Source organism: Streptosporangium longisporum (assembly GCF_039534895.1).
GTDB lineage: Bacteria > Actinomycetota > Actinomycetes > Streptosporangiales > Streptosporangiaceae > Streptosporangium > Streptosporangium longisporum.
The window spans coordinates 370,991-394,864 of sequence record NZ_BAAAWD010000002.1; the positions used below are offsets into that span (position 1 = coordinate 370,991).

Consider the following 23,874-nt stretch of genomic DNA (forward strand, 5'->3'; position numbering starts at 1 on the left):
GGCGCATCCGGATGCTCCGGCCCTTGTGCCCACATCGCCTGCGCATATCGCTTCAGCCGTTTCACGAGGCCGTCATCGGACATCCCATACCGTCGCAGGTCCGTCACATCGGTGGCGGGTGACCGGCCGCTGCCTCCGGACGGTGGTCGGCGAGGTAGGGATCCTCCGAGATCCGCTTCCTGAAAACGCACGGCACTCCCGCAGCCGTCACCTGGGCTGCGGTCTTTTCGTAGAAATCAAGGCGTAGAGGGCCGGTGCCGCTCGACGATTTCGTCACGCTGGTACGTGAAACTGCGCAGGCTGGGGTAACCCGCACGAGGCATTTCCCGTTGGGCGGAAACCACAGGCGCCTACTGCTCCCGATGACATCCGGTTCCACCGCCCTATCCATGTCAACGACCGGAATTGCCCACTTCGATCCGTAATCCATATCGCCTCCATCGGCCCAATAGTTTGTGTGGGCCGCCCCGTCGTCAATGTTCTCACGGTGATGTACGACTGGTGTGACGTCAAGTCCAGACACCAAGTGTTGATCCGCAATCGGCCTTTCTTGTCAACGGTCCCGTTCGCGTGCGTCGGCCGTGACCACGCCAATCGTCATAACCCGCAGCCGGTCCCACTGCGGACGCGCGCTACGACTGCACGTCGCCGCCGAGGGTAAGAGCGCCTAACAGAATGAGTCTGACTGTGCTTTGATCTCTCGCTGTAGCGACGGTGAGAGGGGTGGCGGGTGGCGCGGCTGAAGCCGTGGGAGGTCAGCGACGAGTTGTGGGCGGTCATCGAGCCGCTGCTGCCGAAACACCAGCGCCGGGCCCGCTGGCCAGGACGCAAACGGCTCGATGACCGTCTGGCCCTGCAAGGCATCTTGTTCGTGCTGCACACCGGCATCGCCTGGGAGCACCTGCCACAGGAACTGGGTTACGGCTCGGGCATGACGTGCTGGCGGCGGCTGAACGAGTGGCACAAGGCAGGTGTCTGGCAGCGCCTGCACGAGGTGCTCCTGGCCCGGCTGCGAGCGGCCGATGCTCTCGACTTCTCCCGCGCCGCGGTGGACTCCTCCCACGTCAGAGCCTTAAAAGGGGGGCGCAGACCGGCCCGAGTCCAGTCGATCGAGGACGGGCCGGCAGCAAGCACCACCTGATCACCGACGCCACCGGCATCCCGCTCGCCGTCATCCTCACCGGCGGCAATCGCAACGATGTCACTCAGCTGATCCCGCTGCTGCGGGCCATCCCGCCAGTGCGTGGCAAGCGTGGCCGGCCTCGCCGACGGCCTGACGTCGTCCTGGCCGACCGCGGCTACGACCACGACAAGTACCGCAAGCAGGTCCGCGCCCTGGGCATCCGCCCGCTGATCGCCCGACGCGGTACCGAGCACGGCTCTGGTCTGGGGAAACAGCGCTGGGTCGTGGAACAGGCCTTCGCCTTGCTCCACCACTTCCGCCGATTACGCATCCGCTGGGAAGTCCGCAACGACATCCACGAAGCCTTCCTCAGCCTCGGCTGCGCCTTGCTCTGCTGGCGCCGCCTCAACTCATTGTGTTAGCAGTTCTTAGCCCGGCAGGCGCACAACAGATGATCAACGCTGCCGGATGTCCCCTTGACATGTATGGGTTATACGAATAACCATGTCTCTCCATGAGCACTGTGGGAGGTGGCTTGGCCGTATCGTCCGGCCTCACACGCCGCCGTGAGCGGAGTCGGTACGTGAGGACGGGAGGCTGTGCCGTTGAACTCACCGCCCGCCTGAGCAGTTGCACGTTCCGCCACGAAGAGTCGGTGCCGGCTACGCCCGGCTCCGACTCGGACGTGTGAGCAGCGGCTCGTCCCCCAAGGCGTCCGGCGTCCCCAAGGTCTTCGGGGCGGGCCGTGAGCGCGGCCCCAGGCCATTGCCACCGAATACCGGCGAAACCGGCGAATACCGTTCGACTGTCTCCTTCCGGTCGCTCCTCGACACCTTTACAGCGACGTCGAAAATTGTCTTGCCCCGGCGTTTCCCACGATTTGAACACAGGCCCGAACGCGACTTCACACCGTCCGAGCGGGACTCCACTCAGGGACGACCGCAGCCGTTCTCCTCTCTTGACCCTCGCCTCGACAAGGACATCTCATGACGGAAATTCTCGATCAGGAACCGGTCATCGGCCGTTCCATAATCGGGCATGCCTCACGCGCGAGCGATCTCCCCGTGCTGAGAAGCGCTCAGGCGAGTTGGCCGATGCCGCCTTCCCGCACCGTCCTCATCGCCCATTTACTCGACACGGCCGTGCCCTATGTACGGCTCCTTGAGCAATCCACTGATCTCGTGGAGGTCGTGGCCGTCCCCTACAGCGCGCAGCCCGAGGCGCTTTCGCTCCTGAACCACTTCTCACCGCGTGTCCCACACTCCATCGAAGAGGTCGGGGCGACCGCGGTCGCCGCCGCCAAGAGCGCAGCACAGCGAGCCGGCTCACCGGTTCTCATCCAGGAGGTGGGCGGCTACTGCGCCGACGCCGTCCATCAGCTGGCCGGACTGCCGCTCTTTCGCGGCATCGTCGAGGACACCAAGCAGGGCCAGTGGCGGTACGAGCGCGCATCGCCTCTGCCTCTACCGGTCTTCACCATCGCCGACAGCCCACTCAAGGCGCTCGAAGACGTACAGGTGGGACGCTCGGTGGCCTACAGCGTCGAACGGCTGCTGAGACTGCGTTTCTACCGCCTCCTCAGCGAACGCCGGGTCCTCGTGCTGGGATATGGCGGGATAGGAACGGCGCTGGCCCAGCACCTGAGGCGCACGGGAGCACACGTCGCGGTCTACGACCCCAGTGAAGTGCGGATGTCGGCCGCTGTGGTCCATGGCTTCCGGGTGGCCTCGCGAGAGGAACTGTTGTCCTGGGCCGAGGTGATCGTCGGGGTTTCCGGCCACCGGTCGCTGACCACACGCGACCTCCCGCTGCTGCGCGACGGCGTCGTACTGGCCAGCGGCAGTTCCAAGCAGGTCGAGTTCGACGTCGAGGGGCTGTACCGTACGGCCTCCGCCACGGCCGAGGTCGACGAGGTGCTCGAACTGCAGGTGGCCGATCGGACGGTGTACCTGCTGAATCAGGGAAAGCCTGTGAATTTCATGGAGCAGAGCATCCTCGGCTCCGTGCTCGACCTGGTGTACACCGAGCTCTACCTGTGCACGCGCGAGCTCGCACGGCAGCCGTGGGCGCCAGGTCTCCACCGGCTGGATCCCCGGATGCAGAACGAGTTGGCGCAGCGGTGGCGTGAGGAGTACGGACAGCGATGAACGCGATGCTCGATCTCGTACGGACCCGCGTGCTGGCGGACTTCGCGGAAGCCGACTCGGCCCACGACATCGGCCACCTTGACCGCGTCGCGGCGTTGGCCGGCCAGATCGCGGACACGAGCGGCGCGGATCCGGTGCAGGCCCAGGTGGCCGCGTACGTCCACGACTACCACCGGGTAGAGGAAACACGGCAGGGGAAGCGACCGATCCGCCCTGAGGAGGTCTCGGCCGCCATACTGGACGTACTGGACAGGTGCCAGGTCCCGAAGGAGTGGCATCCGGCCGTCCTGAGCGCGGTCGAGATGACGGGCCGCTACCGCTTCGCGGGCGAGAGCATCGACCCGCGGTGCCCGGTGGCGGCCGCCGTGCACGACGCCGACAACCTCGACGCCATGGGAGCGATCGGGATCGGCCGTACCTTCGCGTTCGGCGGGATGCTCGGCGAACCTCTGTGGGATCCGGCCGCTGCCTTGAAGCAGATCTACCAGGAGGGTCACACCACCTCTGTCCTGGCCCACCTCTACGAGAAGCTGGTCCACCTGGAACAGGACATGCTCACCGAGCACGGTCGCCGGCTGGCCGCCGACCGTGCTCTGCTGCTTCACCGATTCGCCGCCGAGTTCCGGTGCGAGTGGACAGCGGGGCGGCCTTCCCCGGACTCCACCGCCCGGCGGGTCGACTGGGATGCGACGACCCGCTACCTGTCCGTGCAGGAACCACACGCCGGATCCGGGGAACCGCTCGTACGCATCGCCTTCCGGGGACGGGTCGAGCTGAGCTTTGCCGAGCACGACCACCTGACGGCTGTCAATCTGCTTGACGTGCCCGACGCGCTGACGGTCTGCATCCCCCGGGCCGACCACCGCTATCGGCGTCCGGGAGGCGGCGCACCGGCGCCGCACGAGCAGCCCTGGCTGCTCGACCCCGATGGCGCACGGGTATGGATCGGCCCGGCCGATGGCGAACCGTGGCGGCGTCTCGCCGGTATCGGAGACATCGAGGTGCACACCCGCAAAGGCAGACCGGTGGCCCTTCACCTCCACCTGTGGGGACAGACGACGGACCGGACACCTGCGAGGACCGCTTGATGGGCTATCTCGGCCTGCTTCGAAGCCCTTACGTGACCCGGCTGCTCATGGGAACCCTGGTCGGCCGGCTGCCCAGCGCGATGGCGGCCCTGGCGATCCCCCTCCTGCTCAGATGGAACGGCGCCGGCTACGCATTCATCGGCATGGTGGCCGGGACCTTCGCCATCGCCACGGCCGTGGGCGGCCCGATGCTGGGGCGGCTGGTGGACCAGGTAGGTCAGCCCCGGGTGCTCGTCCCCGCCGCGGTCGCCTCCGGCGCCGGCCTGATCGCCATCGCCGTCTCACCCTCCGAGCCCGCGGTCGTCTTCGCGGGCGCCCTGCTCGCGGGAGGCGCCACCCCGCCCCTTGAACCCTGCCTGCGTGCGCTGTGGCCCGACGTCGTCGCACCGGGCAAACTCGAATCGGCATACGCCCTGGACTCGGCCTCCCAGCAACTCGTCTTCGTCGGCGGGCCCCTGGTCGTGGGCGGATGCGCGGCGGTGGGATCACCGGCCGGGGCGATGTGGCTGGGGGCGCTTCTGGGAGCGTTCGGTGTGCTGGTGGTCGTCACCGCGCCACCCACCCGCCGGTGGAGCGCACCGGCCCGGCCGGCCCACTGGCTCGGGCCCCTGCGCAGTCACGGCCTTGTCGTCCTTCTGGTGGGCCTCACCGGAGTCGGGATCGCCATCGGCAGCCTCAACGTCCTGGTGGTCTCCTACGCCGAGCGGCACACCATGGCGGGCGGGGCGGCCACCTTGCTGGCACTCAACGCCGCTGGGGCCCTGATCGGCGGCTTGGTCTATGGGAGCGTGCGCTGGCCGTCGCCACCACCGCGACGGATCCTGCCACTGACCGTCGGCCTGGCGGGCGGCTACGCACTCCTGTGCCTGGTCCCCTCCCCGCCCTATATGGCCGCACTGATGCTTGTCACGGGTCTCTTCCTCGCTCCCGTGCTGACGGCCGCGTTCGTCATGGTCGGCTCGCTCACACCGGCCGGAACGGTCACCGAGGCCTTCGCCTGGCTGGTGACGTTGATGACCACCGGCATGGCGCTGGGCTCGACGATCGTCGGCATCGTCCTTGAACGCTCCACCGAGTCCTGGGCCGCCGCGTGCGGGGTTCTCGGTGTCTGCGTCAGCGTCCTGGTCCTGCTCATATGGCGGCGGCACCTTGTGGTGGACGTGGCCGGACGCCCCGACGCGACGATGAGCGCCGCGTGACGTACCCCTTCGTCCTCACTCGCCACCGGGCAAGGACGACCCGTCCGATCGCAGGATCACCGACCAAGTCCGGAGGGCTCACGTGCCGAACATGAACTGGATCATCCAGAGCTGCAGGCTGCTGGCCGAGACCGCGAGAGGGTTCCGTCGAACCCGTCCCTTCGACGGCCTCACCATAGGCACGGCCATCCACCTGGAGCCGAAGACCGCCGCGCTTCTGCTCACCCTCATGGAAGGCGGAGCAAGGGTCGTCGCCACCGGCAACCTGATGACGACGCAGCCGGAAACGGTCGCGGCCCTGAGGTCGAGAGGAGTGAAGGTGGTCGGCGAGCTCACCGGTGACCCGGAAACACACGAGTCCTATCTCCGCGAAGTCCTCGACCACGGCCCCGACCTCATTCTGGACAACGGCGGCGATCTGTTCGCCCGCTTCGTGAAAGCACCCTACGACTCGCTGCTCGGAGGAACGGAGGAGACCACCTCGGGGCGAGAGCGGCTGCTCCCGCTGCGCGACCGGATCAACCGTCCGCTCCTCGTCATCAACGACAGCCCGATCAAGCAGATGGCCGAGAACGAGCACGCGGTCGGCCAGAGCGTCCTGGAGTCCTTCATGCGCATCACCAACCGGGCCACCAACGGCCGCCGGGTCACCGTCATCGGTTACGGGGCCTGCGGGCGGGGCGTCGCCGGCAACTTCGCCCGCGCGCACGCCCGGGTCTCGGTACTCGAATCCGATCCGGTACGACGCCTGAACGCACTGTTCGACGGCTTCGCCGTCCCCGAGCGAGACCGGGCGATCTCGTCCGCCGACGTCATCGTGACGGTCACCGGCTCCCCCGGCGTCATCAGCGCGGACGACATTCCGCTGTTGACCGATGGCGTGATCCTGGCGAACGCCGGCCACCTTCCCTGGGAGATCGACGTCGCCGGCCTCCTCAAGCACCCCGACGTCGTCTCATGCACGGAACCGACGGAAGGCGTGAAGAGCCTCGCCCTGAACGATGGGAAGCACATCAACGTTCTCACCGACGGCCACATCGTCAACCTTTCCGGGCCGCGTCCACTGGGGAACTCCGCGGAGTCGATGGACCTCGGCTTCACCCTCCAGGCCAGATGCCTCGAATCCATCGCCCGTGGACATGTCTCCTTGGGCGACTGCGTCGTTCCGGTCCCCCGCGACATCGACGCCCAGGTCGCACGCGACTACATCGCGCTGGTCAACCGCCAAGCGGGTCTCCCCGGTTGACGGCTTTGGCACGAACGCGGTGGTGGCGGAGCGTGCGGGCCGACAGGGTGATCGTCGACATGCGCGTACGTCGACCGGCGCGCAAGACCCGCAGCCGTGTACGGCAGACTTTCCGTCTTCCGGCTTCTGCTCGTGTTGTTCGCGCTCGGCACCAACATGGGGATCCGACAGATGTCAGCGACCGGTGAGCACGGCCACACCGAGGCCGAGCTACGGCACGTCCGCCAGACCTTTCGATCTCGGCGGCATCGGCGGCATCGGCGGCATCGGCGGATCCGGCCATCGCCACGCTGCGGGTCAGGGCGCGATCTATGGTCTGCTCGAAGTCGACGGACACGAAGATCCGCAGATCGATCGAGCTGGGCCCGATAGTCCTATGACGTCGGCGTGGCCCCGCCAACCCCGGAGACTCTGATGTGCTGATGTCCTACCCGGCGGGCAGGATGGGCACGGGAGGTACAGATGAGCGACATCGCGGACGTTCCACCCGCCGTTGTGGGTCGGCTCCGGGTGATCTGCGGGGAGCTGCCCGAGGCGTACGAGGAGCCGGCGTGGATCGGCCTGCGGTGGCGGATTCGCCGGCGGACGTTCCTGCACGTCTACACCACCGACGGGAGGGGGTCGGCGTACATCGATATGGACGATCCGGCCATCCTGATGACCTTCCGGGCGCCGCCCGGGGAGTTGGCCGCGCTGGCGCATGCCGGCCCTCCGTTCTTCCGGGCCGACTGGGGTGTGAATGTCGTGGGAATGGTGCTGGACGACGAGACGGACTGGGTCGAGGTTGCCGAGCTGGTGATGGACAGCTATCGCGTGCAGGCGCCCCGCCGCCTCGCGTTCCGGCTGAAGGCAGGTGGATGAACCGCCGGCTACCTCCCCACGTTGCCGCTTGTCCAGGTTCGGTGCTGAGAAACATTCCTATTCACGGTGGGATAGGTCGGGTTCCGCACTGACCAGAGATATTTCAGGAGACGATTCCGATGACGACATCACCCAGTGCCGCATGCTCCGGCCGTCTGGCCGGATTTGCGGGTGCAGTTCATTCCGGGCGTGATCGGCTTCACGAACTGGTAGATGCCTTCGCAGGTCCACCGCGGCGTGACATCGAGGAAGACCTCGCGTCGTTCGTTGGGGAAGCCCGCATTGCTGGTCTTTCCGTAGCCGGTCGTGACTACCTCGCCGGTCGGCACCGCGCCATGGCTGGGCAGTGCGGGTGCGATGAGGGGCTCTGACAGCAAGATGGGCTGGTCAAGCGCAGGATCGCGAGATCGCCGTCCATTGCCGGGACGCGCCTTCACTCGGTTCGGGCACCGGCCTCGAGCACGGTGAGGTCGCGGACCGCATACCGGTGATGCTCGGCCTCTTCCTTGCACACCACCGTGAGGCAGCGGCGCACGACGTACTCCTTGTCCGGGTAGGGGTCGGCCGGCTTGCGACCACATACCCGGTCGAGCTCGGCCTCGGTGAGCTCGTCGACGATTCGGCGTATCGTGGCCATGCGGGCGAGCCGCGGCGCGAGTACCTCGTCGAGCGTCGGGGTGGCATCGAGGGTGAGCCCGAGCTTCGCCCATGCTTCGGCCGGCATCCCGCCGCCAGGAAGGCCCAACGGGTGGTACGGCGCGTCCTCCTCGAGCACGGCGTTGCCGATCCAGGCATCGCCGGCCATCAGCAGATGCCGCTGCGTCTCGACGAACGACCACTCGCCGTCGACCTGCTCGTGCAGCTTCGCCTCGGGTAGGCGCCTGGCGCGGTCGAGCGTCTCCTCCCATTGCTTCTCGATGGCATCCCAAGCGGCCCGGTATTCGGCGGCGGACGTGGCCTCACGGGCCAGCACCCGGTTGGGATGCAGCCGGTCGAGCTCGGCCTCGACGTAGGCGGTCACGTCGACGTCGTTGACAACGACACGCTCGAAACCGCCACCGAGGGAGACGTTGGCCCCATAGCAGTCCACGATCTTCAGGCCGGTGACGTCGCAATCGCGAATCTCGAGGTCGGAGAGGTCGCACTGGTGGATGCGGGCACCACGGAACTGGTCACTTTGGGTGTACTCAGCAGGCATCGGGACAGTTTCCCGTATCCGTCCCGCCCGCGCCAGTGAATGGCACAACGTGAGGGTTGCGTGTTGCGTCCGGGTGAGGGAGTGCGGGATCGAGCATCTTGACGAGCGCTCGACGATCGATCTTGCCCGCGCGGTTGAGAGGCATCTCGTCCAGCCAGACGTAGACGCGTGGAATCATCGGCGCGGGCAGCCAACTACCCAGTTGGCTCGTGAGCAGCTCGTCGGGTCGCCTTTCGCCGACCAGATAGGCGACGATGGCCGCGCCGCCCGGGGTGTCCTCGCGCAACAGTGCCGCCGCGTCGACCACGCCTCGGCATGCGCGCAGGTTGTGCTCCACCTCGCCGATCTCGACCCGGTACCCACTGATCTTGATCTGGTCGTCGATTCAGCCGGCGTACACGTAGTTCCCGCATATCGGCGGCTGCTCAGCACCCCGAAAAGCCAGCCCCGGTCCCCACGCCCCCACGCTGAAGGATCACGCCGAGATCCTTGAGGAAACACCACCGAGGTCTGGGCAGATTGCCGACCTGTTCCTCGGCTCGGCCGTACAGTCTCCTCCATGAAGCTCAGGCGCCCATTGCCGTCGTCCACTCCCCTCGAGCACCCGCCGCAGGCTCTGTTCTGTTGTCTGCCTTTAGTCCTTATATATTTTTGATCTTGGACTTTCGGAACGCCTTTACAATGTAGATTTCTAATCGCAGGATCTCCGGTAGAAACGCGTCCGTGAACTCACCAGGCCGTCATCGCCTTGATCGAGTCACGCCGATTACTGGACAGACCCTTTCCCCGGAGAACACTCGCTGGCGGCAGGACACCCATGCCCGAGCGCCCCGCGTCCGGAAGCGCCCGCTAGCATCGGGGTCCCCCGGTCCCGCGTCGCGGATGCATTCACCGCGACGGGCGCCCGGCCGACTCGCGATGGAGCCTGCGTGCCCACGATCGATCCCCGACGTCTCCTCGTCCTCCGTGCCTTCGTGCTGTCCGACTCGGTCACCGCGACCGCTGCGGTGCTGCACCTGACGCCGTCCGCGGTGTCGCAGCAGCTCGCGGCGCTCGAGCGCGAGGTCGGTCACGCGCTCGTCGTACGCACGGGACGCAAGCTGGCGCTCACGCCGGCCGGGCGCATCCTCGCCAGGCACGCCGATGAGATCAACTCCCAGCTGAAGATCGCCGAGGCCGACCTGGCCGCGCACGCGGGCGGCGTCCTCGGGCAGCTCCGGATCGGCGCCTTCCCCACGGCGATCAGCTGGTTGGTGGCACCCGCCATCGTCGAGCTGCGCCACCAGGCGCCGGGCGTCGACGTCACGGTCGTCGACGCGGAGGCGCACATGAGCCACCGGATGCTGATGCGCGGCGACATCGACGTGACCGTCAGCCTGGAGTACGAGTCCGACCCCGAGCGCGACTCCCCCGACATCGTGAAGTTCCCGCTCTACATCGAGCGGTTCAAGGCCGTCCTCCCCCACGCGCACCCGCTGGCAGGGGAGGAGGGCATCGGGCTCACCCAGCTCACCGAGGAGGGCTGGATCATGCCCTCGCCCGGTAACCCGTGCCGCACGATGGTGCTGCAGGCGTGCGCCGAGCTCGGCTTCCATCCGCCGATCACCCACGTCTCGGACGACTACCGCGCCGCGCTGGCGCTGGTCGCCGCCGAGGCGGGGATCTGCCTGGTGCCGGAGTCCGCGCTCTCCGCCCGCGACGCCGACTGGGTGACGATCCTGCCGACGCGCGGCATCGCGCCGCTGCGCAAGGTGATCATGACGACGCGGCGCGACAACCAGGGCCACCCCGTCGTACGCGCGGGACTGGAGGCGATGCGGGCCGTTGTCGCCGAACCGGACTCGGAGGTCTACGGCCCGCTCGCGCGGTCCGACACCTTCAGCGTCGAATGACGGCTCTGACCGACGGCGCGTTCTCGCGGAGGAAGGCGTCGACGTGCCGGTGGTACTCGTCCGGCTTGTCACGGCGCACGCAGTGGTGGGCACCCTCGATCACGACGACGTCGAAGCCGGGCGCGACGGCCGTGAGACGCTCACGGGAGTGCTTGTCGACGATGACGTCGCCGGTGCCGGTGACGAGCAGCGCCGGTACGCCGGCCGGGCCGACCGTGATCTGCCGCGCGGTCGGCGTCCAGATCCGGCGCTTCTCGTGGACCCGCTGCTCCATGTAGTCGATGTTGACGGCCTTCATCGCCTCGGCGAGCGGACGCAGCTCCTGCTCCGCCCAGTGGGGCTTGAGCTCGCGCTGCATGTCCACGAGCTCCTCGACCGACGCCGTGGCGGCGTGGTCGAAGGGGTCCTTGGTGGTCTGCTCGACGCTGAGCCACGGGTTGGGACCGGCCTCCGGCACCCACCACGGCGGGTCCTCGAGCACGACGCCGGCCACGAGGTGCGGGGCGTCGGCGGCGACGAAGGCGGCGATCCGCGCGCCCATGGAGTGCCCGACGACGAGCGTCTTGCGCCCGGTCTCGTCGAGCATGTCCTTGAGGATGTCGATCGCGTCCTGCACCATCACGTCGGTGGACGGAACGCCCTCGTGCTCGGGCAGGCGGCTGGGCGACCTCCCATGGCCCCGGGCGTCCGGCGCCACGATGTGGTAGTCACCGCACCAGCGGTCGACGGCGTCGCCGTAGCACGCGCCGGACTCCACGGCGCCGTGCAGGATGAGGACGGCAGGCGCATCTGCTGCGTCCCGCCCGTACTCTCGGACGAACAGGTCGGTTCCCACGTGTCCTCATTCAGTACTCTGTCGCGCCGGCCTCCAGCCGGCTCACGACGGGGTGGCCGTTCGGTGAGTCATGGTCATGATCGTGGCACGCCCGGTCGGCGTCGCGCAACGCTCCCGCGGGTCAGGCCGGCAGCTCCGCCTCCGGCGTCGCCTCGACCAGCGCTCGCGTGCAGGGGTGCCGCGGGGAGCGGAAGATCTCGTCGGACGGACCGGTCTCGACGACGCGGCCGCGCTGCATGACGGCGACGCGGTCGCTGTAGAGCCGGATCACCGCCAGGTCGTGGCTGACGTGCAGGAACGAGATTCCCCGGTCGCGCTGCAGGTCGGCCAGCAGGTTGAGGATCTGGGCACGCACCGACACGTCCAGCGCCGAGGTCGGCTCGTCCGCGATGATCAGGTCCGGCTTGAGGGCGAGCGCGCGCGCCACGGCGACACGCTGGAGCTGTCCGCCGGACGCCTCGTGCGGGTAGCGCCCCAGGTAGCCGGCGCCGAGGCCGACCGACTCCAGCAGCGCGACCAGCTCGGCGGCCGACGTCGTCTCGCCGTGCGCGTGGAAGACGTTCTCCAGCGTCTGCCGCACGGTCTGCAGCGGGTTCAGCGACGCCAGCGGGTCCTGGAAGACCATGGCGACGTTGCGCCGCAGCCGCCGCAGCCCTCGCCAGCCGAGGCGGCCGACGTCCTGCCCGTCCGTGCGGACGGTGCCGGACGTCGGCACCACCAGGCCGTTGGCCATCCGCGCCAGTGTGGACTTGCCCGAGCCGGACTCGCCGACCAGGCCGAGCGCCTCACCCCGCTCGACGTGGAGCGAGACGCCGTCGACGGCGAGAAAGCCCTTGCGCCCGCGGCCGAAGCCACCGGCGGTGCGGTAGCGCTTGCTGACGCCGGTCATCTCCAGGATCGGCTCGCTCACCGGGCCACCTCCTGCTGCGCGGGAAGACGATCGAGATGGCAGGCCGCAAGGTGCAGGCCGCCGCCCTCGCCGGCCGGGCGGACGGTGGGCAGCGGCACCTCGGCGACACAACGCTCGCCCACCAGGCCGGTGAGGCCGCAGCGCGGCGCGAAGGCGCAACCCGGCCCGGCGTCACGCAGCGATGTCGGCGCGCCGGGGATGGCGCGAAGCCGGGTCCGCTCCCCTCCGGTGTCGAGCCGGGCGTCCAGCCGTGGCGTGGCCGCGCGGAGACCGGCGGTGTACGGGTGGGCGGGCCGGTCGAAGATGTCGCGGATGCTGCCGTACTCGGCCTGACGACCGGCGTACAGCACGAGGACATCGTCCGCCGCGCTCCCCACCACCCCGAAGTCGTGGCTGATCAGGAGCATCGCCATGCCGTACTCCTGCTGGAGCTCGCGGAGCAGGGCCAGGATCTGCGCCTGCACCGTCACGTCGAGCGCGGTGGTCGGCTCGTCGGCGATGAGGAGCGCCGGCCGGTTCACCAGGGCCATCGCGATCACCGCGCGTTGCCGCATGCCGCCGGAGAACTCGTGCGGGAAGCGGCGTACGGCGTCCGCGGGCCCGGGGATGCCGACCCGGTCGAGCATCTCGACCGCGCGGGCCCGCGCGGCGCGGCGGGTGACCGACGGGTCGTGCAGGCGGACCGCCTGGGCGATGTGCGCGCCGATGTCGAGGTACGGGCTGAGCGCGGACATCGAGTCCTGGAACACCATGGCCACGTCGGAGCCGCGGGCCTGGCGCAGCTCGCGCTCGCCGGCGGAGAGCATCTCCCGGCCGGCGACGACGATCCGGCCCCGGGCGCTCGCCCCGCGCGGCAGCAGCCGCATGATCGCCCGGCCGGTGATCGTCTTGCCCGACCCCGACTCGCCGACCACGGCGAGCGTGCGGCCGCCCTCCACCCTCATGGAGAGGTCCCGGACGACATCGGCGGTGACGCCGCCGCCGGTGAACGAGACGCACAGGTCCTCGACCTGGAGCACGGGGTCAGGCACGGCGGATCCTCGGATCGAGAAGCGGCATCAGCAGGTCGGTGATCAGGTTGCCGACGATGATGAGGAAGGCGGAGAAGAGCGTCACCCCGACGACGATGCTCAGGTCGGACCCGTTCACGCCGGACAGCAGCAGGTCGCCGAGCCCGTGCAGGCTGAACACCTTCTCCGCGATCACCGACCCGCCCAGGAGCGCGGTGACGTCGAGCGCGAACATCGCCACGACCGGCACCAGCACGCCGCGGACGGCGTGCCGGTTCACCTGCCGGGCCGATGCGCCGCGCGCGGTCATCGCGACGAGGTGGTCGGCCGAGAGCTCGTCGAGGAGCTGGGTGCGGGTGACCCGGATGTAGCCGGCGGCGAGGATGAACGACAGCACCGTCCACGGGCCGATCAGGTGCCAGGCCCAGTCCGCCGGTGACTCCGAGAACGGCACGAAGCCGGAGTACGGCAGCGCGTTGAGCATGAAGCCGAAGACCTGGAGGACGAGCAGGCCGACGAGGAAGGTCGGCACCGACAGCCCGAACATCGCGAAGCCGGTCGAGAACCGGTCGACGATCCCGCCCTTGCGTATCGCCGACAACGCGCCGAGGCCGATGCCCACGACGAGGCACAGGACGGCCGCGCCGAGCGCGAGCGACAACGTGACGGGCAGCCGCTCGGCGATGAGCGTCGTGACGTCGCTGCGGTTCGGGAACGAGTAGCCGAAACAGGGTGCGTCGCAGTGCACCCGCTGGGTGCCCTCGCCGTACGTACGGCCGGCGAAGAGGCCCTTCACGAACTCGGTGTACTGCCACACCGCGCTCTGGTCGGTCTGCATGTAGGCGCTGACCTTGGCCCGGGTCTCGGGCGGGCACGGCTTGCCGCACATGGCGCGGGCCGGGTCCTTCGAGGCCCCGAAGAAGAGGGATATCGTCACGAAGGCGATCGCGAGGAGCATGAACACCGCGGTGACCATGCGGCGAGCGACGTAGACGATCATGCGGCATCCTCCATGCGCACGTCGAGGATGTCGCGGAGCGCGTCACCGGCGAGCGTGGCGCCGAACACGATCAGGAACACCACGGCGCCCGGGAAGAGCATGTACCAGACGTCCGCACCGCTGTAGATCCACGGCAGCGAGTCCGAGAGCAGCTTGCCGAGGTCGGGGACGTCGCCACGCAGGCCGACGCCGAGGAACGACAGTCCCGCGACGACGCTGACGTTGCCGGGAAGCGACATCGCGAACAGGACGACGACCAGGCCGGACAGGTGCGGCAGCATCTCGCGGCGGATGATCTGCCAGGGCGGGGCCCCGGTCGCGCGCGCCGCCTCGACGAACGCGCGGGCGTTGACGGCGCCGGCCTGGACGCCGATGATCCGGGCCGGGACGACCCAGCCGAAGAAGGCCAGTACCAGCACGAGGACCAGGCCCCGCGGCATCTCCGGCGGCACGATCGCCATGATCGCGATGATGAACATCAGGCCCGGGAAGCCGAACATGAAGTCGATCACCCTTCCCGCGACGGCGTTGAGCCAGCCGCCGAAGTACCCGATCGCCGTCCCGAGGACCGCGGCGAAGACGATCGACAGGATGCTCGCCCCGAACGCGATGAACAGCGACGAGCGGATACCGTAGACGATCTGGGCGAACAGGTCGACGCCCGTCACCGGGACGACGCCGAGCCAGTGGTCGGCGCTGACGCCACCGAAGGCGCCCAGCGGACGGCCGCCGTCCGGGTGGAGCAGGCCGGTGTGCAGGGTGCTCGGGTCCTGTCCCTCGATCCGCACGAGCAGCGGGGCACAGAGCCCCGCGGCGAGCGGCACGACCAGCATGACCAGGCCGGCGACGCCGGACCGCTTCCGGAGGAAGCGGCCGAGGACCGATGTACCCCGGCCCTCGGCCCGCCGGATCTCAGCGATCGACACCGACGACCAACTCGTTCGCGAACGGCGGGTAGGCCGGGACGAAGTAGTTCAGGATCTTCGAACCGGCCAGGGCCTGCGTGCGCTGCACGAGGATCGGCACGATCGGGGCGTCCTCCATGATCTGCTTGTCGATCGCGGCCCACATCGTGGCGGCCTTGCCGAGGTCCGGCTCAGCGATCGCGGCGTCGATCGCGGCGTCCACCTCGGGGTCGGAGAACCTCGAGGCGTTGCCGCCACCGTTGTCGATCTCGCTCGACGCGAACAGCGGCTGGATGGTGCTCATGCCGCTCGGGAAGTCCGCCCCCCAGCCGTTCGTCGTCATGTCGTAGTCGCCGTCGGCGGACGAGACGAGCTCGGACCAGCTGTCGCCGTCCAGGCCCTTGAGCTCGACCTTGACGCCGGCCCGCGCCAGCGAGTTCTTGATGCTCTGGGCCTCCTTCTCCTCGATCGCACTCACGTCGGCCGGGTAGGTCAGCGTGAGCTTCAGGCCGGAGACGCCGGCGTCGGCGAGCAGTTCCTTCGCCTTGCCGACGTTGCCGGTGTCACCGCCGTCGTACAGGTTGTACTCGGTGTAGCCGGGGATGCCGGGCGTCATGATGGTCGAGGTGATCCGGCCGCCGAACTTCGGGCCGCCGTACACGCTCTGCACCTCGGCCTTGTTGATCGCGTAGTTAATCGCCTGCCGTACGCGGACGTCGGACAGGCCCGGGCGCTTGACGTTCATGGCGAGGTAGCGGAAGTAGCCCGACGGGCTGTTGGCCATGCGGCCGGAGATCGACGGGTCGGCCTCGATCCGCTGGAACTGCGACGGCGAGATGAGCGCGTTGCTGACCGCGGTCTCGTCCTCGCCCTTGTCGTCGATGAGGCGCTGCACGATCGTGTCGTTGTTCAGGCCCATGTCGAGGACGATCTTGTCCGGGCCGGCGAACCGTGCCTGGTCGGTGTCGGCCTTCCAGTTCGGGTTGCGGACCAGCACCGCCTGCGAGCCCTTGCGGAAACTCGTCACCTGGTACGGGCCGCTGGCGACCGGGTGCTCGCCGTACGTCTCCGGCTTGGTGTCGGCCGCAGCCGGTACCGGCGCGAAGGCCGGCATGCTGACGATCCACGGCCAGTTGCCGAACGGACGCGTCAGGTGAAAGACGATCTTGTGGTCGTCGACGGCCTCGATGGAGCCGAGCCTCTTGCCGTCGTACGGGCCGTCGTAGTCGGTGCCGCCGACCAGCAGCGTCTTGTGGTAGGCGAGGCCCCCCTGGAACATCGGTGCGAACGACCGCTCGATGCCGTACTTCACGTCCTGCGCGGTGATCGGGCTGCCGTCGGAGAACTTCAGGCCCTCCCGCAGCGTGAAGGCCCACGTCTTGCCGCCGTCGTCCGTCGTACCGGTGCCGGTGGCGAGGTCCGGCACGAGGATCGTGTCCTTGTCCGGGAACGTCCGCCACGACGTCAGCCCGCGGTGCACCCACCGCAGCCGGCTGGTCGGCACCATCTGCGCGTTGGCGGTCTCGAAGGACTCGGTCGCGCGCCGCGAGAGGTAGTGCAGGGTCCCGCCCCGGGACACGGACTCGAGCGCCGTCGTGTTCTTGTCCTTCGTCGGCGCCGTGGATTGCGAGTTCGCGTTGCAGCCCGCCGTCACCAGGGCCAGGACGAGCGCGAGCCCAGCGGGCACCACTCTCCGGGATCGATTCGCCATAGATCGCGCTTCCTGTGAGGCGGTCCCGATCGGCCGGGTCCGCTGCTTGGATCTCAGGAAGGGAAGTCTGTTGGCGGGCGGGAGCGCGCGTCCATCGAGGAGTTCTACAGGAGATCTTTAAGAAAATCTGAAAGATCGCGGACATCTACGCGCGCAGCGTCCACGATAGCCCAGCGGTCCTAGAAATGACTCCACAGTCGATCGCCCCGGCCGCCGGCCTCGCCCGGGTGCCTCACGTCGGCGCCGGTCGGCTTCGGCGACGATCCGAGGACCGGCGCGAAGCAGGGGCTTTGTCCTCGCGGCGCCGCCAACGAGTACGCCGCAGACCTTCCCATGGCCTCCTGGCCGGCATCGGCGAACCGGCCTTCCGGTCGTGTGCCTGCATGTTGTGTTTTCATATTTTTTTGAAATTTCTCAGCTCCTTTACAATGTAGATTTATTGGTATGGCCACCGAATTCGTCGCCGGTCAGGGCAGAAGCCGGGCACACCCGGTCTCGGCTACCGCCGACGGACGATGGTGTGCCGGCACCGTGACGGCTCCTCCACGCCTGACGGCACGACCTTCTCCCCGTACGTGTGTGAGAACCACTCCCCTATGGTCACGGCGCATGTCCGGGCGCCCCGACCGGGGTGATACATGAACGTTCCTCCCGGAGATCCTTGATCGGGGAGGTCCCTGAGCGTCACTCCCCCGTCTCCCCGTCCACCGACTCGCGAAGGAGGTCGGCGTGACCGTTGTGACGCGCGTACTCCTCGATCATGTGGACCACGATCCACCGCAGGGACGGCGTCTCGCCGCCCGGCCAGGACCGCCGGGCCGGACGGTCCAGGCCGCCATCCTCCAGCGCCTCGGCGACCGCCTCGCGGGAGCGCTCCGCGGCCTTCTCCCACAACGCGAACAACTCCTGCGGGGAGTCGTCGGCGGCGGAGTTCCAGTCCCAGTCCCGGTCGGCGCGCCAATCCGCGGTGTTCCACGGCGCGGACCGGTCCCGCCCGTGCAACCAGCGGGAGAACCAGTCGTCCTCCACGTACGCCAGATGCTTGAGCAGCCCGCCCAGCGTCATCGACGAGGCACCGACCCTCGCCGTCAGTCCCGCGGTGTCGAGGCCCCGGCACTTCCACCTCAGCGTCGCGCGCTGGTAGTCGAGGAAACCCAGCAGGGTCGCCGTCTCGTCACCCGCCACAGGCGGCTCGGGCCGGCCGTGCTCGTCCACCTCGGTCATGAACGGCAAGCATAGCGATCGTGATCAACGCCGGTCGGGAAAACCCGGCCCCATGTTCCAGGGACGCGGCGAACCCGATCTGACCGCTATGAAACGTAGTTCGGCGGTGTAGAGCTCTCCGTCGGCGTCTCGCAGCCAAAGGTGGTCCAGGTCGGGCAGCATCTCGGTGACGGTGACCTCGCCAGGTCCCTCCCCGGCGGTACGACGGATCAGCTTGGCCAGGAGGTTCACCAGGGGCAGGCTACGGAAGTCCATCGCCAACGGCTTCCTCTCGCTCGGCACCCGGACGAAACCCCGCTCGGGCAGCCCGTGCCTGGATCGCCAGGACCGTGCGGCGGCGTAGCGCGAGCGCTCGTCCTTGAGATCGGCCCAGGCGGGTTCTGCGGCCGGGAACGTCCAGGTCTCGCGGCTCATGACCAGCCGGTCGACGGTGACGCGCGGCCGGTGCCCCGATCGGCCGAGAGGGCGGAACGCGTTGGTGGTCAGGGCGGTCAGCGGGTCTCCGGCGGCCTCCAGAAAGGGGTAGGTCCGATTCTCCTCGCGGTGCCGTACGACGAGCGCCTCGCCTTCCCGCGTCACGAACAGGTCCAGGATGGAGTGCATGGTTATGCCGGGCGGGGGTTCGGTCGCCTCCCCTCCGATGCTCAGGTAGGCGTTGCCCGGCAGCATGAGTTCGGCGGCCCGGGACATGCGCGAGGTCGTCAGCGGCGAGTCCGCCCGGGGAACGATCAGGAGCCGGCCGTCCGGGTGAGCGGCCGCCGTCGCCTGGCGCAGCCGGCCGGGATCGGGGTGCTGGCTGACGAAGGACCTGTTCTCGATGGTGTTGGCCGCGCAGTGCAGTTCGCCGAGCACGTAGTCGGCCTCGCCGCGCGCCAGGGATCCGGCGTCGGTGGCGATCACCATGAGGTCCGGGGAGAACCAGCGGGCACCGCTCCACCGGGGTGGCCCCACCGGGAACTCCAGGGCCACCCGATCGGCGATGGCGGCGGCGGAGACCCGGTGCTCCCGGACGTCCCCCGGTGGCAGATCGAGGATCCTGGCCCACTTCTCCTGGAACTCCGCCGTCACCTCGTGGACGATCTCCGATTCCGGGCTGAGGGTGAACTGCCCGAGTTCCGGCATGAGGGTGGTCAGGAGCTGGACCAGGGGCAGATCCGCACGACCGGTCCGGGCGGTCTCCCGGTCGAAGATCTCACGTGCCAGGGCGTCGTAGCGGTCGCCGACCGTGTTGACGAGCCACAGCGCGCTGTCCAGCACCAATCCCAGTGGTGCGGCCAGAGCGGCGAGCGCCCGGGACCCCACCTGGACCTCGGCCGAGCGGACGGTGTCCTCGTAGACCAGCGTCCGGCCGGCGTACAGCCCGCCCGAGCGGCGGCTGGCCTCCCGGCCGGTGAGCCGCTCGAAGGTGTCGGCGAGCTCCTGCTGGGCCTTCATCAGCCTGTCGGCGTCCCCCGCGGCGGCGGCCACGCCCTCCCGCGCCGCCGTCAGCTCTCGCAGCGGCCGGCTGACCCGATCACGGACCCGCGGGTCGGCGATCGCCTCGATCCGCGCCGCCAGCGTCCGCTCCGGCCAGCTCTCCAGCGGGCCTGACAGATCGATCCGGACGGCGCCGACCTCGCGCAGCCGCAGCAGCGCCGCCACCGTTGCCGGGACCGGCGGGTCACCGACGATCTCCCGTACGGTCCGCTGCCCGTCGCACCGCGCCAGGACCCGCAGCTCCGCGACCGTCAGCGTCACCGGCCTGTCGAACGGCCGGCGCAGCAGCCCGCCGGTGAGCGACGCCGACAGCGCGCGACGGGGACGCAGCCAGGGCCACACCTCGGGCAGGGCGGCCAGCGTCCCGGCGAGCGTGCCGATCGCCCAGTCCTCGAAGTAGGTGGTACGCCGGGACAGGAACCCCGTCCCGGGGTCCACGACGATCCCCGTGTCCTCCGGCACCAGCCGGGCCCAGCCGAACGGGCCGAAGAACCCCACCGTGTCGTTCTTGAGGCAGTAACGCTGCAGGTAGGTCGCGATGGTCAGCTCGTGGCGGCGGCCGCGCTTGGCGCGGGACTCGCCCGCCGCCACCTTGTCCAGGGTGAAGCGGACCACCTGCGGGTTCTGCCAGGCCACCGCCTCACGGAAGGCGCCGTCCACCGCGATCCGGCCCATGGCGTCGGACAGGCGTTCGGTGGCCGCGGCGTAGACCTTCTCGTAGGCCGCCCCGGAGTCGGCGGCGGTGGAGTCGGCGGCGGTGGCGAGCTCGTCGTCGCAGATCTCCAGGAACCTCCTGGCGGGGAATCCGGCACCGCGCAGCGCGACGTCGCGCCACAGGACCCAGCCGGTACCGCCCAGCGGCACGTGATGCTCGCTCATCAGGTCTCGATCTCATCCAGCAGGGTGGCGAACTCGTCCGCTCCGTACCGTTCGACCTGGGCCCGCAGGACCAGTCGCGCCAGCCCTTCCACCGTGGGTGCCTCGAAGACCTGGCGCAGGGAGAGCTCGATGACGAAGGACTCCCTGATCCTGGCGGTGAGCTGGGTCGCCAGCAGGGAGAAGCCGTTCAGTTCGAAGAAGGTGTCGTGGACGCCGACCCGTTCGGTGTTAAGCAGTTCCTCGAAGATCTCGGTCAGACGGCGCTCGATCGGTGTGCGGGGGGCCACGTAGGTGTCGACCGCCGGGCCGTCGGAGGCCGGCAGAGGAAGTGCGGCCAGGTCGTAGCCGCCGTCCGGGGTGAGCGGCAGGTTCTCCAGGAGGAGCAGGTGTCCGGGGATCAGGCGGTCGGGCAGCCGGTTGCGCAGGTACTGGGTGATCGTGGCGGTGTCCTGCCCGGGGCCGGGTCCCGTCAGGTAGCCGACCAGCGCGAGGTCGCCGTCGTCCATGACCTGCTCGGTCACCAGCGCGTCATGGACCTGCGGCAGCTCGCGCAGGACGGCCACGACGTCCCTGAGATCGTCGCCCGGGTTCTCTCCGCTCCGGGCGACGAGTTCCACCGTGCCGTCGCTCCAGCGGCGCGCGAGGTCACCGGTGCGGCTGGTTCCGACGCGGAGCTCGGCGACCTCACCGGTGGCGGCCGGTCCGCCGCCGGCGTGGACGAGCCGTACGGCGGGGCCGGTGCCCAGGGGGACGACCGTCGGCGCGGACTCCTCCGTCCAGTCCTGTGGAACCGGGTAGGCGGCCGCAGGCCGCCCGTCGCGGCCGAGGCGGTGCACGCCGACGGCCCGGCAGCCCGGTGCCAGGCGGCGCAGCGCGGTGATGTCGCAGGCCAGCAGGTCGCCCGAGTTCTCGATGAAGGCGTGGCGCAGGGCGGGCAGCCGCTCGCCCGCGAGGGCTCGCAGGACAGGCGGTGTCAGGTAGGCGACGGTGATCTCCTCGTCCCGCAGCCAGTCCGGCAGGTCTCCGCCGGGTTCCCTCAGCACCAGGGTCCCGCCGGCGCGCAGCGCGCTGGAGACGGCCGAGATCAGGTGGCCGGGCAGCGTGGACAGCACGGCGAAGCGGTCGTCGGAGGTGAAGTCGGCATGGGGAGCCGCCGGTCCGGGCAGGACGGGCCGGCCCGCCGCCACCTCCTCGTCGCCGGGCCCGTCGGTGAGTGAGCCGAGATCGAGGGTGGTGTCCGGCGCGCCGTCGGCCGGGCTCACGTCCAGCACCGTGTCCACCCCGAGGAAGTGGACGGGCAGCGAGCCGGCATCCTCGATCACCGAGAACGACACGCCCGCCTTTGCGCACCCCAGGACCGCGGCCACGAACGCGGCCGACCCTCTGCGCACCACCCCGTAGTGGGCCGGTGCCCGTCCGGCCAGCGTTTCGGCGACCCGGCCGGCCGCTTGAGCCAGTCGCGGGTAGCTCCACTCCCCCTGGCCGTCCCGCACCGCCGTTCCGGTCCCGGGCCATGACGGTGCCGTCTCGTCCGCCGCGGGGCCGCCGGACGGGAGCTCGTCGTGGCCACCCGGGAGCGGGTAGTCCAGGAAGCTCCTGCCCGGATCCGCGACCGCGGCTTCCAGCAGGGCCTGGAGATGGGTGAGGAGGATGCGCATCATCTCCGGGTCGTAGCGGTCGGCGTTGAAGTCGAGGAAGATCTGGAGCGCTTCGTCGATCTCCTGGGTGGTCATGGTGAGGTCGAACTTGCTGGGAAGCGTGACCGCCTCCAGCGGCTTGACGTCGACCCCGCCGATCCGTTCCGGTTCCGGACTGTCGATCGTGTTGAGCAGGACCTGAAAGAGCGGGGAGCGACGGGGGTCGCGCGGGACCTGGAGCTCCTTGACGATGACGTCGAAGGGGGCGTCGGCGTGCGCCAGCCCTTCCAGCGCGACCTGCCTGGACCGGCCGAGGAGGTCGGCGAAGCTCGGGTCGCCGGACAGGTCGGCCCTGAAGGGCAGGGTGTTGACGAAGAAGCCGATCAGTCCGTCCGTGCCGTCGGCGACACGTCCCGCCACCGGTACGCCGATCACCATGTCCCGCTGGCCGCACCAGCGTGACAGGACGGCGGTCAGTCCCGCCATCATCGTCATGAACATGGTCACGCCGTGGCGGCGGCACAGGTCGTGCATCGCCGCGGTCAGCGACTTCGGCAGGGTCAGCTCCAGGTGGTGACCGGGCGAGATCCGTAGCGGGGCCAGGCTCCTGCGGGTGGGCAGGGCCAGCGGGGGCGGCGGATCGGCCAGGTGCCGGCTCCAGTAGCCGACCTCCCGGCGCAACGCCGCCCCGCTCAGGGACTCGCGCTGCCAGACCGCGTAGTCGCGGTACTGGATCGGGAGGTCGGCCAGCCCGGCGCGGGCGGCGTCGCCACCGGCCTCGTAGAGCGCCGACAGCTCGCGGACGAGGAGACCGACCGACCAGGCGTCGGAGACGATGTGGTGCATCGTGATCGAGAGCAGGTGCTCGGTCTCGGCCAGCCGGAGCAGCGCGCAACGAAAAAGCGGTCCGGTGGCGAGGTCGAAGGGCGTCGCGGCCTGCAGGTCGGCCAGCAGGCGCGCGGTCTCGCGCGGGTCCTCCCGCTCACCGGTGAGGTCGGTGAAATCGAGCCTCCAGTCCTCGCCGAGCGCGTCCACGACCTGGGCCGGCCGGTCGTTCACCAGGGGGAACCGGGTGCGCAGCGTCTCGTGGCGGACCAGGATCGCGCGGATGCTCGCCTCCAGCGCGGGCAGGTCGAGCGGGCCGGTCAACAGCCTCCGGCCATGGACGTTGTAGGCCGCTCCCGGCCGTACCTGGTCCTCCAGCCACAGACGTTCCTGTTCGAAGGAGAGCACCGGGCCGGCGTCCGCGGGCCGCCGTCCGACGGCATGCGTGCCGGGCGTCGGACGTGCCCCCGCCACCACCGCGGCGATCGTTGGGGAGGCGTAGAACTCCTTGATCGGGATTTGGAGGCCCAGCGTCTTGCGGATACGCGCCACGACCTTGGGGACGAGCAGCGAGTGACCGCCCAGCTCGAAGAAGTCGTCGAAGATCCCCAGATCCGGGCATCCCAGGGCATCACGCCAGATCGCGGCGACCGCTTCCTCGTCGGGGGTACGGGGCGAGTGCGACATGGCCACAGGGTAAGCAGGCGG

19 protein-coding genes are annotated in these 23,874 nt (G+C 69.3%); 7 read left to right on the forward strand and 12 right to left on the reverse strand.

Annotation, left to right across the window (positions count from 1 at the left end):
* Positions 1–730: 730 nt before the first annotated feature.
* The 6 genes from ABD832_RS02135 (at position 731) to ABD832_RS02160 (ending at position 7,664) form a co-directional block, all read left to right on the forward strand.
* Positions 731–1,545 (forward strand): IS5 family transposase gene (locus ABD832_RS02135; RefSeq protein ID WP_413224994.1). Its coding sequence is split into 2 segments (ribosomal slippage): positions 731–1,085 and positions 1,085–1,545, totalling 816 coding nucleotides; the frame shifts between segments, so codons are not numbered across the junction.
* A 564-nt stretch (positions 1,546–2,109) separates the two neighbouring features.
* Entirely contained in the window at positions 2,110–3,270 is a 1,161-nt protein-coding gene (locus tag ABD832_RS02140; RefSeq protein WP_344887381.1) for an NAD(P)-dependent oxidoreductase, read from the forward strand.
* Positions 3,267–4,358 (forward strand): HD domain-containing protein, encoded by a 1,092-nt coding sequence (locus ABD832_RS02145; protein ID WP_344887383.1) that lies wholly within the window; start codon positions 3,267–3,269, stop codon positions 4,356–4,358. The genes ABD832_RS02140 and ABD832_RS02145 overlap by 4 nt, the downstream gene beginning before the upstream one ends.
* Positions 4,358–5,557 (forward strand): MFS transporter, encoded by a 1,200-nt coding sequence (locus tag ABD832_RS02150; protein ID WP_344887385.1) that lies wholly within the window; start codon positions 4,358–4,360, stop codon positions 5,555–5,557. The genes ABD832_RS02145 and ABD832_RS02150 overlap by 1 nt, the downstream gene beginning before the upstream one ends.
* 91 nt (positions 5,558–5,648) lie before the next feature.
* A complete protein-coding gene (locus ABD832_RS02155) occupies positions 5,649–6,803 on the forward strand; it encodes an adenosylhomocysteinase (RefSeq protein WP_344887387.1) in 1,155 nt (384 codons plus the stop codon).
* 462 nt (positions 6,804–7,265) lie between these two features.
* Positions 7,266–7,664, forward strand: a complete 399-nt coding sequence (locus ABD832_RS02160; RefSeq protein ID WP_344887389.1) for an MmcQ/YjbR family DNA-binding protein — start codon at positions 7,266–7,268, stop codon at positions 7,662–7,664.
* 128 nt (positions 7,665–7,792) lie between these two features.
* On the opposite strand, the gene ABD832_RS02165 is transcribed toward ABD832_RS02160, so the two are convergent.
* Genes ABD832_RS02165 through ABD832_RS02175 form a run of 3 tightly spaced genes read right to left on the reverse strand, consistent with a single transcriptional unit; the run spans position 7,793 to position 9,199 of the window.
* Complete coding sequence (locus ABD832_RS02165; RefSeq protein ID WP_344887391.1) at positions 7,793–8,041, reverse strand: S1 family serine peptidase; 249 nt, start codon at positions 8,039–8,041, stop codon at positions 7,793–7,795.
* A gap of 56 nt (positions 8,042–8,097) precedes the next feature.
* Complete coding sequence (locus tag ABD832_RS02170; protein ID WP_344887393.1) at positions 8,098–8,862, reverse strand: DinB family protein; 765 nt, start codon at positions 8,860–8,862, stop codon at positions 8,098–8,100.
* Complete coding sequence (locus ABD832_RS02175) at positions 8,852–9,199, reverse strand: hypothetical protein (protein ID WP_344887395.1); 348 nt, start codon at positions 9,197–9,199, stop codon at positions 8,852–8,854. The genes ABD832_RS02170 and ABD832_RS02175 overlap by 11 nt, the downstream gene beginning before the upstream one ends.
* Positions 9,200–9,791: 592 nt before the next feature.
* On the opposite strand from ABD832_RS02175, the gene ABD832_RS02180 reads away from it, so the two are divergent.
* On the forward strand, positions 9,792–10,754 hold the full coding sequence (locus tag ABD832_RS02180) for a LysR family transcriptional regulator (RefSeq protein ID WP_344887397.1): 963 nt from the start codon (positions 9,792–9,794) through the stop codon (positions 10,752–10,754).
* On the opposite strand, the gene ABD832_RS02185 is transcribed toward ABD832_RS02180, so the two are convergent.
* The 9 genes from ABD832_RS02185 to ABD832_RS02225 form a co-directional block, all read right to left on the reverse strand.
* Positions 10,741–11,589: an alpha/beta fold hydrolase gene (locus ABD832_RS02185; RefSeq protein WP_344887399.1), complete on the reverse strand. Its 849-nt coding sequence runs from the start codon at positions 11,587–11,589 to the stop codon at positions 10,741–10,743. The genes ABD832_RS02180 and ABD832_RS02185 overlap by 14 nt on opposite strands.
* Positions 11,590–11,710: 121 nt before the next feature.
* The gene (locus ABD832_RS02190; RefSeq protein ID WP_344887401.1) at positions 11,711–12,499 is read right to left on the reverse strand and encodes an ATP-binding cassette domain-containing protein; all 789 of its coding nucleotides are present in this window, start codon (positions 12,497–12,499) and stop codon (positions 11,711–11,713) included.
* Positions 12,496–13,530 (reverse strand): ABC transporter ATP-binding protein, encoded by a 1,035-nt coding sequence (locus ABD832_RS02195; RefSeq protein ID WP_344887403.1) that lies wholly within the window; start codon positions 13,528–13,530, stop codon positions 12,496–12,498. The genes ABD832_RS02190 and ABD832_RS02195 overlap by 4 nt, the downstream gene beginning before the upstream one ends.
* On the reverse strand, positions 13,523–14,509 hold the full coding sequence (locus ABD832_RS02200; protein WP_344887405.1) for an ABC transporter permease: 987 nt from the start codon (positions 14,507–14,509) through the stop codon (positions 13,523–13,525). The genes ABD832_RS02195 and ABD832_RS02200 overlap by 8 nt, the downstream gene beginning before the upstream one ends.
* The gene (locus tag ABD832_RS02205) at positions 14,506–15,435 is read right to left on the reverse strand and encodes an ABC transporter permease (RefSeq protein ID WP_344887407.1); all 930 of its coding nucleotides are present in this window, start codon (positions 15,433–15,435) and stop codon (positions 14,506–14,508) included. Before ABD832_RS02205 ends, ABD832_RS02200 begins: the two co-directional genes overlap by 4 nt.
* The gene (locus tag ABD832_RS02210; RefSeq protein ID WP_344887409.1) at positions 15,422–17,101 is read right to left on the reverse strand and encodes an ABC transporter substrate-binding protein; all 1,680 of its coding nucleotides are present in this window, start codon (positions 17,099–17,101) and stop codon (positions 15,422–15,424) included. Before ABD832_RS02210 ends, ABD832_RS02205 begins: the two co-directional genes overlap by 14 nt.
* Before the next feature lie 708 nt (positions 17,102–17,809).
* Positions 17,810–18,349 (reverse strand): DinB family protein, encoded by a 540-nt coding sequence (locus ABD832_RS02215; RefSeq protein ID WP_344887411.1) that lies wholly within the window; start codon positions 18,347–18,349, stop codon positions 17,810–17,812.
* A 24-nt stretch (positions 18,350–18,373) separates the two neighbouring features.
* Positions 18,374–20,704: a lantibiotic dehydratase gene (locus ABD832_RS02220; protein ID WP_344887413.1), complete on the reverse strand. Its 2,331-nt coding sequence runs from the start codon at positions 20,702–20,704 to the stop codon at positions 18,374–18,376.
* Positions 20,704–23,853 (reverse strand): condensation domain-containing protein, encoded by a 3,150-nt coding sequence (locus ABD832_RS02225; protein WP_344887415.1) that lies wholly within the window; start codon positions 23,851–23,853, stop codon positions 20,704–20,706. Before ABD832_RS02225 ends, ABD832_RS02220 begins: the two co-directional genes overlap by 1 nt.
* Positions 23,854–23,874: the final 21 nt, after the last annotated feature.

What these genes read in the sequence shown, in the direction of transcription:
- ABD832_RS02160 (WP_344887389.1), top strand. Translation starts at nt 7,266, where the DNA reads ATGAGCGACATCGCGGACGTTCCACCCGCCGTTGTGGGTCGGCTCCGG.
- ABD832_RS02155 (WP_344887387.1), top strand. Translation starts at nt 5,649, where the DNA reads ATGAACTGGATCATCCAGAGCTGCAGGCTGCTGGCCGAGACCGCGAGA.
- ABD832_RS02225 (WP_344887415.1), bottom strand. Translation starts at nt 23,853, where the DNA reads ATGTCGCACTCGCCCCGTACCCCCGACGAGGAAGCGGTCGCCGCGATC.
- ABD832_RS02220 (WP_344887413.1), bottom strand. Translation starts at nt 20,704, where the DNA reads ATGAGCGAGCATCACGTGCCGCTGGGCGGTACCGGCTGGGTCCTGTGG.
- ABD832_RS02145 (WP_344887383.1), top strand. Translation starts at nt 3,267, where the DNA reads ATGAACGCGATGCTCGATCTCGTACGGACCCGCGTGCTGGCGGACTTC.
- ABD832_RS02150 (WP_344887385.1), top strand. Translation starts at nt 4,358, where the DNA reads ATGGGCTATCTCGGCCTGCTTCGAAGCCCTTACGTGACCCGGCTGCTC.
- ABD832_RS02170 (WP_344887393.1), bottom strand. Translation starts at nt 8,862, where the DNA reads ATGCCTGCTGAGTACACCCAAAGTGACCAGTTCCGTGGTGCCCGCATC.
- ABD832_RS02140 (WP_344887381.1), top strand. Translation starts at nt 2,110, where the DNA reads ATGACGGAAATTCTCGATCAGGAACCGGTCATCGGCCGTTCCATAATC.
- ABD832_RS02215 (WP_344887411.1), bottom strand. Translation starts at nt 18,349, where the DNA reads ATGACCGAGGTGGACGAGCACGGCCGGCCCGAGCCGCCTGTGGCGGGT.
- ABD832_RS02200 (WP_344887405.1), bottom strand. Translation starts at nt 14,509, where the DNA reads ATGATCGTCTACGTCGCTCGCCGCATGGTCACCGCGGTGTTCATGCTC.